This is a genomic window from Escherichia sp. Lx600-2 (assembly GCF_036662595.1).
Lineage (GTDB): Bacteria > Pseudomonadota > Gammaproteobacteria > Enterobacterales > Enterobacteriaceae > Escherichia > Escherichia coli.
The window spans coordinates 1-14,382 of the sequence record NZ_JAYQWM010000084.1 but is presented as its reverse complement, the minus strand read 5'-3'; the positions used below and the strand labels follow the sequence as shown (position 1 = coordinate 14,382).

The 14,382-nt window shown below is 50.1% G+C and carries 20 protein-coding genes, 1 tRNA gene and 3 pseudogenes; 14 read left to right on the top strand and 10 right to left on the bottom strand.

Annotated features, from left to right (window positions below; genetic code table 11):
* The first annotated feature begins 2 nt into the window (after positions 1-2).
* The 12 genes from OQV04_RS25210 to OQV04_RS20180 all read left to right on the top strand — a co-directional run bounded on the left by OQV04_RS25210 (position 3) and on the right by OQV04_RS20180 (position 5,268).
* Positions 3-59 (top strand): IS1 family transposase, encoded by a 57-nt coding sequence (locus OQV04_RS25210; RefSeq protein ID WP_003032489.1) that lies wholly within the window; start codon positions 3-5, stop codon positions 57-59.
* A 63-nt stretch (positions 60-122) separates the two neighbouring features.
* Positions 123-329: a phage encoded cell division inhibitor protein gene (locus OQV04_RS20230; protein WP_000233576.1), complete on the top strand. Its 207-nt coding sequence runs from the start codon at positions 123-125 to the stop codon at positions 327-329.
* A 75-nt stretch (positions 330-404) separates the two neighbouring features.
* Positions 405-701 carry a host-nuclease inhibitor Gam family protein gene (locus OQV04_RS20225; RefSeq protein ID WP_001361467.1) on the top strand — a complete coding sequence of 99 codons (297 nt, stop codon included), beginning with the start codon at positions 405-407 and terminating at the stop codon, positions 699-701.
* Positions 702-706: 5 nt separating this feature from the next.
* On the top strand, positions 707-1,492 hold the full coding sequence (gene bet / locus OQV04_RS20220) for a phage recombination protein Bet (RefSeq protein WP_000100847.1): 786 nt from the start codon (positions 707-709) through the stop codon (positions 1,490-1,492).
* Positions 1,489-2,169 (top strand): lambda exonuclease family protein, encoded by a 681-nt coding sequence (locus OQV04_RS20215; protein WP_000186846.1) that lies wholly within the window; start codon positions 1,489-1,491, stop codon positions 2,167-2,169. Before bet ends, OQV04_RS20215 begins: the two co-directional genes overlap by 4 nt.
* Entirely contained in the window at positions 2,166-2,330 is a 165-nt protein-coding gene (locus tag OQV04_RS20210) for a DUF1317 family protein (RefSeq protein WP_097483192.1), read from the top strand. Before OQV04_RS20215 ends, OQV04_RS20210 begins: the two co-directional genes overlap by 4 nt.
* Positions 2,323-2,880 carry a phage N-6-adenine-methyltransferase gene (locus OQV04_RS20205; protein WP_101969334.1) on the top strand — a complete coding sequence of 186 codons (558 nt, stop codon included), beginning with the start codon at positions 2,323-2,325 and terminating at the stop codon, positions 2,878-2,880. Before OQV04_RS20210 ends, OQV04_RS20205 begins: the two co-directional genes overlap by 8 nt.
* A 76-nt stretch (positions 2,881-2,956) precedes the next feature.
* Entirely contained in the window at positions 2,957-3,172 is a 216-nt protein-coding gene (locus OQV04_RS20200; protein WP_000188870.1) for a hypothetical protein, read from the top strand.
* Positions 3,173-3,270: 98 nt separating this feature from the next.
* Positions 3,271-3,489 (top strand): TraR/DksA family transcriptional regulator, encoded by a 219-nt coding sequence (locus OQV04_RS20195; protein WP_000763373.1) that lies wholly within the window; start codon positions 3,271-3,273, stop codon positions 3,487-3,489.
* Positions 3,490-3,536: 47 nt separating this feature from the next.
* Positions 3,537-3,815, top strand: coding sequence for a DUF4222 domain-containing protein (locus OQV04_RS20190; RefSeq protein WP_000488407.1), 279 nt, complete (start codon positions 3,537-3,539; stop codon positions 3,813-3,815).
* Positions 3,812-4,231, top strand: a complete 420-nt coding sequence (locus OQV04_RS20185) for a helix-turn-helix domain-containing protein (RefSeq protein WP_215256776.1) — start codon at positions 3,812-3,814, stop codon at positions 4,229-4,231. The genes OQV04_RS20190 and OQV04_RS20185 overlap by 4 nt, the downstream gene beginning before the upstream one ends.
* Positions 4,114-5,268 carry a site-specific integrase gene (locus tag OQV04_RS20180; protein ID WP_248899952.1) on the top strand — a complete coding sequence of 385 codons (1,155 nt, stop codon included), beginning with the start codon at positions 4,114-4,116 and terminating at the stop codon, positions 5,266-5,268. The genes OQV04_RS20185 and OQV04_RS20180 overlap by 118 nt, the downstream gene beginning before the upstream one ends.
* A 14-nt stretch (positions 5,269-5,282) precedes the next feature.
* Here the strand turns inward: OQV04_RS20180 and OQV04_RS20175 are convergent.
* The 3 genes from OQV04_RS20175 to proB form a co-directional block, all read right to left on the bottom strand.
* Positions 5,283-5,358 (bottom strand) — tRNA-Thr (locus OQV04_RS20175).
* 114 nt (positions 5,359-5,472) lie between these two features.
* Positions 5,473-6,726 (bottom strand): glutamate-5-semialdehyde dehydrogenase, encoded by a 1,254-nt coding sequence (gene proA, locus OQV04_RS20170; protein ID WP_032280317.1) that lies wholly within the window; start codon positions 6,724-6,726, stop codon positions 5,473-5,475.
* A gap of 11 nt (positions 6,727-6,737) precedes the next feature.
* On the bottom strand, positions 6,738-7,841 hold the full coding sequence (gene proB, locus OQV04_RS20165) for a glutamate 5-kinase (protein ID WP_001285288.1): 1,104 nt from the start codon (positions 7,839-7,841) through the stop codon (positions 6,738-6,740).
* A gap of 287 nt (positions 7,842-8,128) precedes the next feature.
* Here proB and phoE point away from each other — a divergent pair, with 287 nt between their 5' ends.
* Entirely contained in the window at positions 8,129-9,184 is a 1,056-nt protein-coding gene (gene phoE, locus OQV04_RS20160; RefSeq protein WP_000749881.1) for a phosphoporin PhoE, read from the top strand.
* A gap of 38 nt (positions 9,185-9,222) precedes the next feature.
* Here the strand turns inward: phoE and crl are convergent, their stop codons facing one another.
* The 3 genes from crl to gpt form a co-directional block, all read right to left on the bottom strand.
* The gene (crl, locus tag OQV04_RS20155) at positions 9,223-9,624 is read right to left on the bottom strand and encodes a sigma factor-binding protein Crl (protein ID WP_000174677.1); all 402 of its coding nucleotides are present in this window, start codon (positions 9,622-9,624) and stop codon (positions 9,223-9,225) included.
* A 57-nt stretch (positions 9,625-9,681) separates the two neighbouring features.
* Entirely contained in the window at positions 9,682-10,926 is a 1,245-nt protein-coding gene (gene frsA, locus OQV04_RS20150) for an esterase FrsA (RefSeq protein WP_000189542.1), read from the bottom strand.
* A 91-nt stretch (positions 10,927-11,017) separates the two neighbouring features.
* Positions 11,018-11,476, bottom strand: a complete 459-nt coding sequence (gene gpt / locus OQV04_RS20145) for a xanthine phosphoribosyltransferase (protein WP_001291990.1) — start codon at positions 11,474-11,476, stop codon at positions 11,018-11,020.
* Between the two features lie 260 nt (positions 11,477-11,736).
* Here gpt and pepD point away from each other — a divergent pair, with 260 nt between their 5' ends.
* Entirely contained in the window at positions 11,737-13,194 is a 1,458-nt protein-coding gene (gene pepD, locus OQV04_RS20140; RefSeq protein WP_001293010.1) for a cytosol nonspecific dipeptidase, read from the top strand.
* Between the two features lie 56 nt (positions 13,195-13,250).
* On the opposite strand, the pseudogene OQV04_RS20135 reads toward pepD, so the two are convergent.
* From OQV04_RS20135 to OQV04_RS25205, 4 genes and pseudogenes are all read right to left on the bottom strand, one after another.
* A pseudogene (locus OQV04_RS20135) lies at positions 13,251-13,532 on the bottom strand (peptide chain release factor-like protein); the annotation flags it as partial.
* Between the two features lie 46 nt (positions 13,533-13,578).
* Positions 13,579-13,787 (bottom strand): annotated as a pseudogene (locus tag OQV04_RS20130) (RtcB family protein); the annotation flags it as partial.
* Between the two features lie 317 nt (positions 13,788-14,104).
* Positions 14,105-14,317: pseudogene (locus OQV04_RS20125) on the bottom strand (GNAT family N-acetyltransferase); the annotation flags it as partial.
* 6 nt (positions 14,318-14,323) lie between these two features.
* A complete protein-coding gene (locus OQV04_RS25205) occupies positions 14,324-14,380 on the bottom strand; it encodes an IS1 family transposase (protein WP_003032489.1) in 57 nt (18 codons plus the stop codon).
* Positions 14,381-14,382 lie beyond the last annotated feature (2 nt).

Sequence of the window (14,382 nt, the reverse complement as noted above, 5' to 3'; positions counted from 1 at the left end):
CGGTGGAGCTGCATGACAAAGTCATCGGGCATTATCTGAACATAAAACACTATCAATAAGTTGGAGTCATTACCCAGAAGTCTTTATATGTTCAGCAGCCCAGCTTACGGGCAGGAGTTTTTATGGTTCATCAACATTACGGAACGCAGACCGTTAATCGCGGTGCGGTCATGCCAGGAATGCTGGTCAAACACAAAGATGGTACCTGGACAGCATCAGCTAATTTACGCGGACGGCTATATCTGCATCGCGGCATCGAGCGCACTTATACCCGTGATTTGCTCGTGGAAGTTTTTCTCGACGGACGAGGCAACGGCCTGAATCACTAATCCCCTTTCCTGTTTTCCTAATCAGCCTGGCATTTCGCGGGCGATATTTTCACAGCCATTTTCAGGAGTTCAGCCATGAACGCTTATTACATTCAGGATCGTCTTGAGGCTCAGAGCTGGGCGCGTCACTACCAGCAGATCGCCCGTGAAGAGAAAGAGGCAGAACTGGCAGACGACATGGAAAAAGGCCTGCCCCAGCACCTGTTTGAATCGCTATGCATCGATCATTTGCAACGCCACGGGGTCAGCAAAAAAGCCATTACCCGTGCGTTCGATGACGATGTTGAGTTTCAGGAGCGCATGGCAGAACACATCCGGTACATGGTTGAAACCATTGCTCACCACCAGGTTGATATTGATTCAGAGGTATAAAACGGATGAGTACAGCACTCGCAACGCTGGCTGGGAAGCTGGCTGAACGTGTCGGCATGGATTCTGTCGACCCACAGGAACTGATCACCACTCTTCGCCAGACGGCATTTAAAGGTGATGCCAGCGATGCGCAGTTCATCGCATTGTTGATCGTCGCCAACCAGTACGGCCTTAATCCGTGGACGAAAGAAATTTACGCCTTCCCTGATAAGCAGAACGGCATCGTTCCGGTGGTGGGCGTTGATGGCTGGTCCCGCATCATCAATGAAAACCAGCAGTTTGATGGCATGGACTTTGAGCAGGACAATGAATCCTGTACATGCCGGATTTACCGCAAGGACCGTAATCATCCGATCTGCGTTACCGAATGGATGGATGAATGCCGCCGCGAACCATTCAAAACTCGCGAAGGCAGAGAAATCACGGGGCCGTGGCAGTCGCATCCCAAACGGATGTTACGGCATAAAGCCATGATTCAGTGTGCCCGTCTGGCCTTCGGATTTGCTGGTATCTATGACAAGGATGAAGCCGAGCGCATTGTCGAAAATACTGCATACACTGCAGAACGTCAGCCAGAACGCGACATCACTCCGGTTAACGATGAAACCATGCAGGAGATTAACACTCTGCTGATCGCCCTGGATAAAACATGGGATGACGACTTATTGCCGCTCTGTTCCCAGATATTTCGCCGCGACATTCGCGCATCGTCAGAACTGACACAGGCCGAAGCAGTGAAAGCTCTTGGATTCCTGAAACAGAAAGCCACTGAGCAGAAGGTGGCAGCATGACACCGGACATTATACTGCAGCGTACCGGGATCGACGTAAGAGCTGTCGAACAGGGGGATGACGCATGGCACAAATTACGGCTCGGCGTCATCACCGCTTCAGAAGTTCACAACGTGATAGCAAAGCCCCGCTCAGGAAAGAAGTGGCCTGACATGAAAATGTCCTACTTCCACACCCTGCTGGCTGAGGTTTGCACCGGTGTGGCTCCGGAAGTTAATGCTAAGGCGCTGGCATGGGGAAAACAGTACGAGAACGACGCCAGAACTCTGTTTGAATTCACTTCCGGCGTGAATGTTACTGAATCCCCGATCATCTATCGCGACGAAAGTATGCGCACCGCCTGCTCTCCCGATGGTTTATGCAGTGACGGCAATGGCCTTGAGCTGAAATGCCCGTTTACCTCCCGGGATTTCATGAAGTTCCGGCTCGGTGGTTTCGAGGCCATAAAGTCGGCTTACATGGCCCAGGTGCAGTACAGCATGTGGGTGACGCGAAAAGATGCCTGGTACTTTGCCAACTATGACCCGCGCATGAAGCGTGAAGGCCTGCATTATGTCGTGGTTGAGCGGGATGAAAAGTACATGGCGAATTTTGACGAGATGGTGCCGGAGTTCATCGAAAAAATGGACGAGGCACTGGCTGAAATTGGTTTTGTATTTGGGGAGCAATGGCGATGAAGCATCCTCGCGATAATATCCGGGTAGGCGCGATCACTTTCATCTACTCCGTTACAAAGCGAGGCTGGGTATTTCCCGGCCTTTCTGTTATCAGAAATCCACTGAAAGCACAGCGGCTGGCTGAGGAGATAAATAATAAACGGGGGGGGCTGTATGACTGATTTCACCGGAAGCAATACTCCTGCCGAACATCGCGACAGCTGGCGAACACCACCAGAGATTTTTGCTGCGCTTAATGCAGAGTTCGTTTTTCAACTTGATGCTGCAGCCAGCGAAAAAAACCGACTATGTCGGCTTTTTATCTCACAGGAGCAGAACACATTAACCACTTCATGGCCTGAAGCAATGGGATATGCCTCTGGTTATGTCTGGTTGAATCCACCATACAGCAATATTTCCCCTTTTGTGAAAAAGGCAGCCACTGAAAACAAATTCAGTAGTGTGGGATGTGTAATGTTATTGCCTGCTGACACATCTGTCGGATGGTTTCATGAAGCGATACAAACCGCCAGTGAGGTCAGATTCATCACGGCAGGACGACTGGTATTTATTAACCCACTCACCGGGAAACCCGTCAGTGGAAATAATAAAGGCTCGATGCTCATTATCTGGCACCCATACCCCCGTACACACTGCCACTTTACGACCGTTGATCGTGGAGAGTTGATGGCGTTCGGCTCAAGGATTCTTGCCCGTCGGGAGGCTGCATGACAACCACGGAATGCATTTTTCTGGCAGCGGGCTTCATATTCTGTGTGCTTATGCTTGCCGACATGGGACTTGTTCAATGACACCTCAGCAGGAAAACGCCCTTCGCAGCATAGCCCGTCAGGCTAATTCTGAAATCAAAAAAGCCAGACAGCAGTTTCCGGATAAAAACGTCGATGACATTTGCCGTAGCGTACTGAAGAAGCACCGCGAAACGGTAACGCTGATGGGATTCACACCGACTCATTTAAGCCTGGCGATCGGCATGTTAAACGGCGTCTTTAAGGAGCGATGAACATGAAAAGCAAAATCATCAGGGAGCTACAGGCTCCTTTTTTATTATTCGCATTCACCCTCAAGCGTATTAACCAACAATTCAGGGATTAATGGAAGATGGCAGACATCATTGATTCAGCATCAGAAATCGAAGAATTACAGCGCAATACAGCAATAAAAATGCGTCGTCTGAACCACCAGGTTATATCTGCCACTCATTGTTGTGAGTGTGGCGATCCCATAGATGAACGAAGACGCCTGGCCGTTCAGGGTTGTCGGACTTGTGCAAGTTGCCAGGAGGAGATCGAACTTAAGAACAAACAATGGGGATTGTGATGGCCTCAAAGCAGCAAATTTCAACATCGTCCAACTGAGGTGTAAAAATGTTCAGAATCATTTTTCCTAACACCTGGTACGTTGACCACCACGGCACTCCCTGCAAAATCCTGCGTTCTACCCACAACAAAGTTCACTACATCCGTAAAGGCAGAACATGTATCGCCAGCATGTTCCGCTTTAATCATGACTTTGAACCTGTGAATAAAGCTGATGCAGATCGGATAGCAGAAGAGATCGAAACGGCAGAACACATTAAGAAGTTACGTGACATGCGTTCAAAAAGCAGAGGTAACCATGGAATCATACAGCCTCACACTCGATGAGGCCTGTTCATTTCTCAAGATATCCAGACCTACCGCAATCATGTCAATCCAACAAATGGAGATTCCAGGTGGAAGAAGAAATCTTCACTCGTGAAGAAGCTGCGTCGTATCTGAAGGTAGACAAAGGCACTATCACACAGTGGATACGAAGTGGACGACTTCAGGCCGCAAAGATAAATCCAGATAAACCTAAAAGCCCATATCGCATTTGCAAGTCAGACTGCATTGCGGCGCTTAAGTCTGTGAGACACAATAGCGCGGTGAATGCGGTTGATGTGCAGGAGGTTAAAGCATGTCAATCAAACTACGCGGTGGCACGTGGCACTGCGATTTCGTCGCGCCAGATGGATCAAGAGTTAGACGCTCTCTTGAAACATCGGACAAAAGGCAAGCGCAAGAACTTCACGATCGTCTGAAAGCAGAAGCGTGGAGAGTAAAAAATCTCGGGGAATCACCGAAAAAGCTATTCAAGGAAGCCTGCATACGGTGGCTGCGTGAGAAATCGGATAAGAAGTCCATTGATGATGACAAGAGCATTATATCGTTCTGGATGTTGCACTTCAGAGAAACCATTCTCTCTGACATAACAACAGAAAAAATAATGGAGGCGGTAGACGGGATGGAAAACCGCCGCCATCGCCTGAACTGGGAGATGAGCCGGGACAGGTGTTTGCGGCTTGGCAAGCCAGTGCCGGAGTATAAACCAAAGCTGGCAAGCAAAGGAACGAAGACGCGGCATCTGGCAATACTTCGCGCTATTCTCAATATGGCTGTTGAATGGGGATGGCTTGACAGGACGCCCAAAATATCAACACCACGCGTTAAGAATGGACGAATCAGATGGCTTACAGAGGAGGAATCGAAGCGCCTGTTTGCAGAAATTGCTCCTCATTTCTTCCCTGTGGTCATGTTTGCAATCACGACAGGCCTTCGCCGTTCCAACGTTACAGACCTTGAGTGGTCACAGGTCGATCTGGATAAGAAAATGGCATGGATGCACCCTGATGAAACAAAAGCTGGCAATGCGATCGGAGTTCCTCTTAACGAAACCGCATGCCAGATATTAAGAAAACAGCAGGGGCTCCATAAGAGATGGGTATTTGTCCACACCAAACCTGCCTACCGAAGCGACGGAACAAAAACAGCAGCGGTAAGGAAGATGAGAACCGACAGCAACAAGGCATGGAAGGGAGCGTTAAAGCGGGCAGGCATTAGCAACTTCCGCTTCCATGACCTGAGGCATACCTGGGCAAGCTGGCTGGTTCAGTCCGGTGTCTCTCTTCTTGCGCTTAAAGAGATGGGAGGATGGGAAACTCTCGAAATGGTTCAAAGATACGCCCACCTTTCAGCCGGGCATCTCACCGAGCACGCGAGCAAAATCGATGCGATTATAAGTCGCAATGGCACAAATACGGCACAAGAGGAGAACGTAGTTTACTTAAATGCGAGGTAACTTATTGATTTAAATGGTGCCGATAATAGGAGTCGAACCTACGACCTTCGCATTACGAATGCGCTGCTCTACCAACTGAGCTATATCGGCCCTGAAAGGACATGTTCACGAACGTGAATCACGGTGGACAAGGTTAAAACTAACCGGGCGATGCGTCAATGGCCTTGTGAATCAAATGGCTACTTTTGCATCACCCGGTTTTATTTACGCACGAATGGTGTAATCACCAATGCCGATCCACTTGTAAGTGGTCAGTGCTTCCAGCCCCATTGGGCCACGCGCGTGGAGTTTTTGTGTGCTTACCGCCACTTCCGCACCCAGTCCAAACTGGCCGCCGTCGGTAAAACGCGTAGAGGCGTTAACGTAAACAGCGGACGAATCCACTTCGTTAACAAAACGCTGGGCGTTGCGCATATCGCGGGTCAGGATCGCATCGGAGTGTTGTGTGCCGTGTTCACGAATATGGGCGATGGCATCGTCAAGATCGCTGACGATTTTGACGTTCAAATCTAATGACAGAAACTCATCGTCATACTCTTCCGCTTTAACCGCCACCACCTTCGCGGGGCCTGCTTGCAACTGTGTCAGCGCAGCTGCATCTGCGTGTAATGTCACGCCGCTTTCCGCCATTTGTTTGCTTAATGCGGGCAGGAAGCTATCGGCGATGTTTTTATTTACCAGCAACGTTTCAACCGTATTACATGTGCTCGGACGCTGGGTTTTCGCGTTGACGATTACTTTCAGGGCTTCAGCGATCTCTGCACTTTCATCAACATAAATATGGCATACGCCTATACCACCTGTGATCACCGGGATCGTCGACTGTTCGCGGCACAGTTTATGCAGACCAGCGCCACCACGCGGGATCAGCATGTCGATGTATTTATCCATACGCAGCATTTCACTGACCAGCGCACGGTCAGGATTATCAATCGCCTGCACGGCACCCGCCGGTAAGCCACAAGAGTTTAGGGCGTCCTGAATCACCGCCACCGTTGCCGCGTTAGTGCGACAGGTTTCTTTGCCACCGCGCAGGATCACCGCATTACCGGTTTTCAGGCACAGCGAAGCGACATCAACCGTCACGTTCGGGCGCGCTTCATAAATCACGCCAATAACCCCCAGCGGTACGCGACGACGCTCAAGACGCAGGCCGCTGTCCAGTACGCCGCCATCGATTACCTGCCCCACCGGATCGGCGAGGTTGCACACCTGACGTACATCGTCGGCAATGCCTTTCAGCCGTGCGGGCGTCAGTGCCAGACGGTCAAGCATCGCTTCGCTAAGGCCATTGGCTCGCGCGTCAGCAACATCCTGGGCGTTAGCGTTGAGGATGATTTCGCTTTGTGCTTCCAGTTCATCGGCGATTTTTTCCAGCACGCGATTTTTTTCGCGGCTGGAAAGTTGCGCTAATTTATACGAGGCTTGCTTCGCGGCAATGCCCATTTGTTCTAGCATCGGCCAGCTCCTTAACGGGTAATCATGTCATCACGGTGAACGGCAACCGGGCCGTATTCATATCCCAGTATTGCATCAATTTCTTGCGAGTGGTGTCCGGCAATACGGCGTAATGCATCGCTGTTGTAACGACTGACGCCGTGGGCGATATCGCGACCTTCGAGGTTACAAATGCGGATGACTTCACCACGCGAGAAGTTGCCAGTCACGCTTTTAATGCCTTTCGGCAACAGGGAGCTGCCGCGTTCAAGAATGGCGGCGGTTGCCCCTTCATCTACCGTGATTTCACCCGCAGGCGGCGCACCGAAAATCCAGCGTTTACGGTTTTCAAGCGGAGTCGCCTGGGCATGGAACAGCGTACCGACGGAAATGCCTTCCATCACATCACCAATAACGCCCGGCTTGCTGCCCGCGGCAATAATGGTGTCGATACCCGCACGGCAAGCCACGTCCGCGGCCTGCAATTTGGTACTCATGCCGCCAGTTCCGAGGCCTGAAACGCTGTCACCGGCAATCGCGCGCAGTGCGTCATCAATACCGTAAACATCTTTTATCAATTCTGCCTGCGGATTACTGCGCGGGTCAGCGGTATACAAACCTTTTTGATCGGTCAGTAACAACAGTTTATCGGCACCCGCCAGAATCGCCGCCAGTGCAGAAAGGTTGTCGTTATCGCCGACTTTAATCTCTGCCGTAGCGACAGCATCGTTCTCATTGATTACCGGAACGATATTGTTATCGAGCAACGCACGCAGGGTGTCGCGGGCGTTCAGGAAGCGTTCACGGTCTTCCATATCAGCACGGGTCAGCAGCATTTGCCCGACGTGAATGCCATAAATCGAAAACAGCTGTTCCCACAGTTGAATCAGTCGACTCTGCCCTACCGCCGCCAGCAGTTGTTTCGAGGCGATAGTCGCTGGCAATTCCGGGTAACCCAGGTGCTCACGTCCGGCGGCGATCGCGCCTGACGTCACAATAACAATCCGATGCCCGGCGGCATGTAACTGCGCGCACTGGCGAACAAGTTCAACGATATGGGCACGGTTCAGGCGGCGCGATCCGCCTGTTAGCACACTGGTGCCGAGTTTTACCACCAGCGTCTGGCTGTCACTCATGATTCTCTGCCATTCAATTTTAGGAAAAATGATATCAAACGAACGTTTTAGCAGGACTGTCGTCGGTTGCCAACCATCTGCGAGCAAAGCATGGCGTTTTGTTGCGCGGGATCAGCAAGCGTAGCGGCAGTTGTTTACGCTTTTATTACAGATTTAATAAATTACCACATTTTAAGAATATTATTAATCTGTAATATATCTTTAACAATCTCAGGTTAAAAACTTTCCTGTTTTCAACGGGACTCTCCCGCTGAATATTCGCGCGTTAATTAAAATCAGGAATGAAAATGAAAAAGAGCACTCTGGCATTAGTGGTGATGGGCATTGTGGCATCTGCATCCGTACAGGCCGCAGAAATATATAACAAAGACGGTAATAAACTGGATGTCTATGGCAAAGTTAAAGCCATGCATTATATGAGTGATAACGACAGTAAAGATGGCGACCAGAGTTATATCCGTTTTGGTTTTAAAGGCGAAACACAAATTAACGATCAACTGACTGGTTATGGTCGTTGGGAAGCAGAGTTTGCCGGTAATAAAGCAGAGAGTGATACTGCACAGCAAAAAACGCGTCTCGCTTTTGCCGGGTTGAAATATAAAGATTTGGGTTCTTTCGATTATGGTCGTAACCTGGGCGCGTTGTATGACGTGGAAGCCTGGACCGATATGTTCCCGGAATTTGGTGGCGACTCCTCGGCGCAGACCGACAACTTTATGACCAAACGCGCCAGCGGTCTGGCGACGTATCGGAACACCGACTTCTTCGGCGTTATCGATGGCCTAAACTTAACCCTGCAATATCAAGGGAAAAACGAAAACCGCGACGTTAAAAAGCAAAACGGCGATGGCTTCGGCACGTCATTGACATATGACTTTGGCGGCAGCGATTTCGCCATTAGTGGGGCCTATACCAACTCAGATCGCACCAACGAGCAGAACCTGCAAAGCCGTGGCACAGGCAAGCGTGCAGAAGCATGGGCTACAGGTCTGAAATACGATGCCAATAATATTTATCTGGCAACTTTTTATTCTGAAACACGCAAAATGACGCCAATAACTGGCGGCTTTGCCAATAAGACACAGAACTTTGAAGCGGTCGCTCAATACCAGTTTGATTTTGGTCTGCGTCCATCGCTGGGTTATGTCTTATCGAAAGGGAAAGATATTGAAGGTATCGGTGATGAAGATCTGGTCAATTATATCGATGTCGGGGCTACATATTATTTCAACAAAAATATGTCAGCGTTTGTTGATTATAAAATCAACCAACTGGATAGCGATAACAAATTGAATATTAATAATGATGATATTGTCGCGGTTGGCATGACCTATCAGTTTTAATGATTATTGCCGGATGTGATGCATCCGGCACATTTCACTCACGCCGTTAACTTCACCGGCTCGTCACGAAAATCATCCGCCGGTTCCAGCTTCAGATTCAGCGTCGTCAGCAGTTCACGCAGTTTCTCGTGAAACTCACGCAGGGTGTGCTCCAGTCGTTCAACCACTTCAGTGTCTTTTACCGGAACGCTCTTCCAGTCGCCTGCTTTATCGAACAGACCAAACTGGTAACTGTAGGTAAAACGGGATTCCTGCGCTTCAAGCTCCATCCACCAGCCCCAGAACTCACGCACTTCCGGTGCCGGTTTCACGTTGACGCATACAGCCAGACAATCGAAAAAGAATCGATTATCTTCGCACTTACCTTCACGAATATACGGGCCTAGTGCGGTAAATTTTTTGATCAATCTGCTCTTCGGGTGTCCACTCGGTAACGTCATTGCTATCTCCTGTTGTGATGCAACTGTTTTACCAAATTGGCAAAATTTAGCAAATTTTTAACACAAACGTTTTTCGATCCATTCTGTGATTTCCTGAAGACCTTTGTCAAAATTCCGATACACCGGGTTAAATGGGATCTCTAATAATTTACCGTCAGCAGATGATGAGGTGATTAAGCGTGAGTCCTCTTCCGGGCTGAACGGATCGTTCTTCCAGTAGCCTGATAACATTGGCGTTGGGCAGCGACGTCCCAGCAATCCTTGCACTTTTAATGAATAGCGATTCAGCTCCACGCGCAACGCTTCGTCGGAAGCATCATGCATCCCCAAACGACTGGCCAGAACGTCAAGATACATTTCCGGCACCTGTTGCTGGCACTTAAAATCACTCAACAGGGTATGAACTACCGGACCAAGACAGGCAACCGCTTTCAGACGCGGCGATTCAAGGTATGCCAGACGCACGGCAACGTTAGCGCCGAAACGGAAACCAAAGGCCGCGACGCGAGTGTGATCCACCCACGGTACGTTAGGCAGTGCCTTTAAGACGTGCTGATGCAACAGGCTGGAGTCCTGGGTGAGCTTCCATTTTGAAGAAAAGCCCACCGACGGCATATCAATAGTCAGCATCGCAATGCCGCGCGGCGCAAAATAACGTTCATACAGGCTGTAATAGTCCGTCTGCATCGCATCCAGACCACCACACATTAATACCGTCGGGAACGGGCCATCGCCTTTCGGCATATGCAAAAAGCCGGTGATGGGCGCACCGCCGGGTACGGTAAACTCCATCTGCCGCATCGTGCCCGGTAGACGCTGAGCGGCCTCTTCATAGGCGCGGTTTGACAAAGCCTGCGCTTGCTCGGCCAGGTCATCTCCTTTCAGATGAGGATAGGCGGCAATGTTGTACAACGTAGCCGCATGCAGCCAGTGACGACCACTGAGTTGCGGATCTTCTTCCGCACAGGCTTTTTGTTGCCACACCATCGCCTGGGTGGCCCACTCATAAATCCAGTTGCCGCCACGGTAGCCAATCACCGTATCGTATAAATCATCGTCGGTACGTTCGGCATCGCTCATCACAATACGTGCCTGGACGTCGAGGATTTCGCGTGGGTCAATGCCGCGCCAGATCCACATCAGACGGTTAATCATGCGATACCAGTGAGGGATGGTTTTACCATCAAGGGCCGACTGCACAGGCGGTTGTGCGCCGTGATTAAAGCGGCGGACTAGCGTCGAGGTTTCAGGATGTTTAAAGCGGGGTTTGAACAGGGTTTCGCTCAGGTTTGCCTGTGTCATGGATGCAGCCTCCAGAATACTTACTGGAAACTATTGTAACTCGCCTGAAGTTAAAAAGAACAACGCCCGGCAGTGCCAGGCGTTGAAAAGATTAGCGACCGGAGATTGGCGGGACGAATACGACGCCCATATCCCACGGCTGTTCGATCCAGGTATCTTGCGGGATATCAACAACATAATCATCAACCAGCGGACGACCAGCCGGTTTTGCAAAGATGGTGACAAAGTGCGCTTTTGGATACATTTCACGAATCGCAACCGCAGTACCACCGGTATCCACCAGGTCATCAATAACGATGAAGCCTTCGCCATCGCCTTCTGCGCGTTTCAGCACTTTAAGCTCGCGCTGGTTGTCGTGATCGTAGCTGGAAATACAAACGGTATCGACATGACGAATACCCAGTTCACGCGCCAGTAACGCACCCGGTACCAGACCGCCACGGCTTACGGCAATAATGCCTTTCCATTGTTCAGAAGGCATCAGTCGGCTTGCGAGTTTACGTGCATGGATCTGCAACATGTCCCAGGTGACGATGTATTTTTCGCTCATGTGAAGTGTCCCAGCCTGTTTATCTACGGCTTAAAAAGTGTTCGAGGGGAAAATAGGTTGCGCGAGATTATAGAGATCTGGCGCACTAAAAACCAGTATTTCACATGAGTCCGCGTCTTTTTACGCACTGCCTCTCCCTGACGCGGGATAAAGTGGTATTCTCAAACATATCTCGCAAGCCTGTCTTGTGTTGACAACATTTTCTGCTAACCCTGTGACCTGCAATACTGTTTTGCGGGTGATCGACAAGGAGACTTAACGTGTCTGAACTGTCTCAATTATCTCCACAGCCGCTGTGGGATATTTTTGCCAAAATCTGTTCTATTCCTCACCCGTCCTATCATGAAGAGCAACTCGCTGAATACATTGTTGGTTGGGCAAAAGAGAAAGGTTTCCATGTCGAACGCGATCAGGTAGGTAATATCCTGATTCGTAAACCTGCTACAGCAGGTATGGAAAATCGTAAACCGGTCGTCTTGCAGGCCCACCTCGATATGGTGCCGCAGAAAAATAACGACACCGTGCATGACTTCACGAAAGATCCTATCCAGCCTTATATTGATGGCGAATGGGTTAAAGCGCGCGGCACCACGCTGGGTGCGGATAACGGCATTGGTATGGCCTCTGCACTGGCGGTTCTGGCTGACGAAAACGTGGTTCACGGTCCGCTGGAAGTGCTGCTAACCATGACCGAAGAAGCCGGTATGGACGGTGCTTTTGGCTTACAGAGCAACTGGTTGCAGGCTGATATTCTGATTAACACCGACTCCGAAGAAGAAGGTGAAATCTACATGGGTTGCGCGGGGGGTATCGACTTCACCTCCAACCTGCATTTAGATCGTGAAGCGGTTCCAGCTGGTTTTGAAACCTTCAAGTTAACCTTAAAAGGTCTGAAAGGCGGTCACTCCGGCGGTGAAATCCACGTTGGCCTGGGTAATGCCAACAAACTGCTGGTGCGCTTCCTGGCGGGTCATGCAGAAGAACTGGATCTGCGTCTTATTGATTTCAACGGCGGCACACTGCGTAACGCCATCCCGCGTGAAGCCTTTGCGACCATTGCTGTCGCAGCTGATAAAGTCGACGCCCTGAAATCTCTGGTGAATACCTATCAGGAGATCCTGAAAAACGAGCTGGCAGAGAAAGAGAAAAATCTGGCCTTGTTGCTGGACTCTGTAGCGAACGATAAAGCTGCCCTGATTGCGAAATCTCGCGATACCTTTATTCGTCTGCTGAACGCCACCCCGAACGGTGTGATCCGCAATTCCGACGTGGCAAAAGGTGTGGTCGAAACCTCCCTGAACGTCGGTGTGGTGACCATGACTGACAATAACGTAGAAATTCACTGCCTGATCCGTTCTCTGATCGACAGCGGTAAAGACTACGTGGTGAGCATGCTGGATTCGCTGGGTAAACTGGCTGGCGCGAAAACCGAAGCGAAAGGCGCATATCCTGGCTGGCAGCCGGACGCTAATTCTCCGGTGATGCATCTGGTACGTGAAACCTATCAGCGCCTGTTCAACAAGACGCCGAACATCCAGATTATCCACGCGGGCCTGGAATGTGGTCTGTTCAAAAAACCGTATCCGGAAATGGACATGGTTTCTATCGGGCCAACTATCACCGGTCCACACTCTCCGGATGAGCAAGTTCACATCGAAAGCGTAGGTCATTACTGGACACTGCTGACTGAACTGCTGAAAGAAATTCCGACGAAGTAATTATTTGATTTGCTGCCGGATGGCGTTCAATCACCTTCCGGCAGTTTCATCCTTCATTATCCTTCGATAAAAGCCATCCCTGTAAATGTCCGTCGCGGGTTGCCACGTTCAATCTGGTGATGGAACATTCGCCGCTGCGATTTCAGCGCCGCGCTATTTTCCTGTTGCTGCTGCCCCAGCTTCCAGGCAATCAGCAATCGCGCCAGCCGTTTGTTAGCATGCTGGCTGCGCTCTGACTGAACCTTCACGCTAATACCGGATGCCAGATGCGTGGCGCGTACCGCCGAGTCGGTTTTATTGACATGTTGACCGCCCGGCCCCGACGAACGCAGCGTGTCAGGATAACGCCCGGCTTCGGTTTCCAGCACCGTTACCGCGACGTCTTGCCGGGTAAAAACGACCAACAGAGAAGAACGCTGCGCCAATCGGGTAGCCGCGTCCGGGGTGTGTAAATCTGGCATCCCCACTACGCGCTGCATGTTGGGTAAATTTGCCGTGGTGTGTAATTGTTGGATCGCTAAACTCTCGATCCACAGGTCATCAGATGCGATGGTAAATACCGCATCGGATAAGGGACGAATATATTTGCCCATGTACCATTCCATTTATACTCGTCATACTTCAAGTTGCATGAACTGCGACTGCGTTCGTTCACCCCAGTCACTTACTTATGTAAGTGACTGGGGATTCACTCGCTTGTCGCCTTCCTGCAACTCGAATTATTTAGAGTATATAAATATAAAAATCAGGAAATGGCAGACGAATCCAGGGCAAGAAAAAAAGAATTAATCCTGGAAAGGTCTGCAAAGAGTCATTGATAAAGGATTTGTCATGATTTACCTCCTTGCAGTTTGTGGAATAAGAAAACGCGCACATACCAGGCGGGCGTTATTTTCCTTGCAAGCTGGATTTAATGTTGCGGTTTATATCGCATAGAAAAATTAGTAAACCACGCTCCCCGGCATTCAACGCGCTGCTGCTTAACTGTCTGAAAACCATAACGTTCAAAAAAGGGTTTTGCGGTTATGCTGGCGTCCACCGTAAGTTCGGATTCAGACTTAATCCAAGGTTTTAACAAAGCACTGGCAACCCCACGGCGGGTGTATTCAGGGTCGGTAATGACTCCAACTTATTGATAGTGTTTTATGTTCAGATAATGCCCGATGACTTTGTCATGCAGCTCCACCG

Excerpts from the sequence above, each read along its gene's own strand:
- OQV04_RS20230 (WP_000233576.1), top strand. The coding sequence starts at position 123 with ATGGTTCATCAACATTACGGAACGCAGACCGTTAATCGCGGTGCGGTC.
- proB (WP_001285288.1), bottom strand. The coding sequence starts at position 7,841 with ATGAGTGACAGCCAGACGCTGGTGGTAAAACTCGGCACCAGTGTGCTA.
- OQV04_RS20190 (WP_000488407.1), top strand. The coding sequence starts at position 3,537 with ATGTTCAGAATCATTTTTCCTAACACCTGGTACGTTGACCACCACGGC.
- OQV04_RS20185 (WP_215256776.1), top strand. The coding sequence starts at position 3,812 with ATGAGGCCTGTTCATTTCTCAAGATATCCAGACCTACCGCAATCATGT.
- gpt (WP_001291990.1), bottom strand. The coding sequence starts at position 11,476 with ATGAGCGAAAAATACATCGTCACCTGGGACATGTTGCAGATCCATGCA.
- OQV04_RS20195 (WP_000763373.1), top strand. The coding sequence starts at position 3,271 with ATGGCAGACATCATTGATTCAGCATCAGAAATCGAAGAATTACAGCGC.
- OQV04_RS20200 (WP_000188870.1), top strand. The coding sequence starts at position 2,957 with ATGACACCTCAGCAGGAAAACGCCCTTCGCAGCATAGCCCGTCAGGCT.
- crl (WP_000174677.1), bottom strand. The coding sequence starts at position 9,624 with ATGACGTTACCGAGTGGACACCCGAAGAGCAGATTGATCAAAAAATTT.
- OQV04_RS20210 (WP_097483192.1), top strand. The coding sequence starts at position 2,166 with ATGAAGCATCCTCGCGATAATATCCGGGTAGGCGCGATCACTTTCATC.
- OQV04_RS20215 (WP_000186846.1), top strand. The coding sequence starts at position 1,489 with ATGACACCGGACATTATACTGCAGCGTACCGGGATCGACGTAAGAGCT.
- proA (WP_032280317.1), bottom strand. The coding sequence starts at position 6,726 with ATGCTAGAACAAATGGGCATTGCCGCGAAGCAAGCCTCGTATAAATTA.
- OQV04_RS20205 (WP_101969334.1), top strand. The coding sequence starts at position 2,323 with ATGACTGATTTCACCGGAAGCAATACTCCTGCCGAACATCGCGACAGC.
- bet (WP_000100847.1), top strand. The coding sequence starts at position 707 with ATGAGTACAGCACTCGCAACGCTGGCTGGGAAGCTGGCTGAACGTGTC.
- frsA (WP_000189542.1), bottom strand. The coding sequence starts at position 10,926 with ATGACACAGGCAAACCTGAGCGAAACCCTGTTCAAACCCCGCTTTAAA.
- phoE (WP_000749881.1), top strand. The coding sequence starts at position 8,129 with ATGAAAAAGAGCACTCTGGCATTAGTGGTGATGGGCATTGTGGCATCT.
- OQV04_RS20225 (WP_001361467.1), top strand. The coding sequence starts at position 405 with ATGAACGCTTATTACATTCAGGATCGTCTTGAGGCTCAGAGCTGGGCG.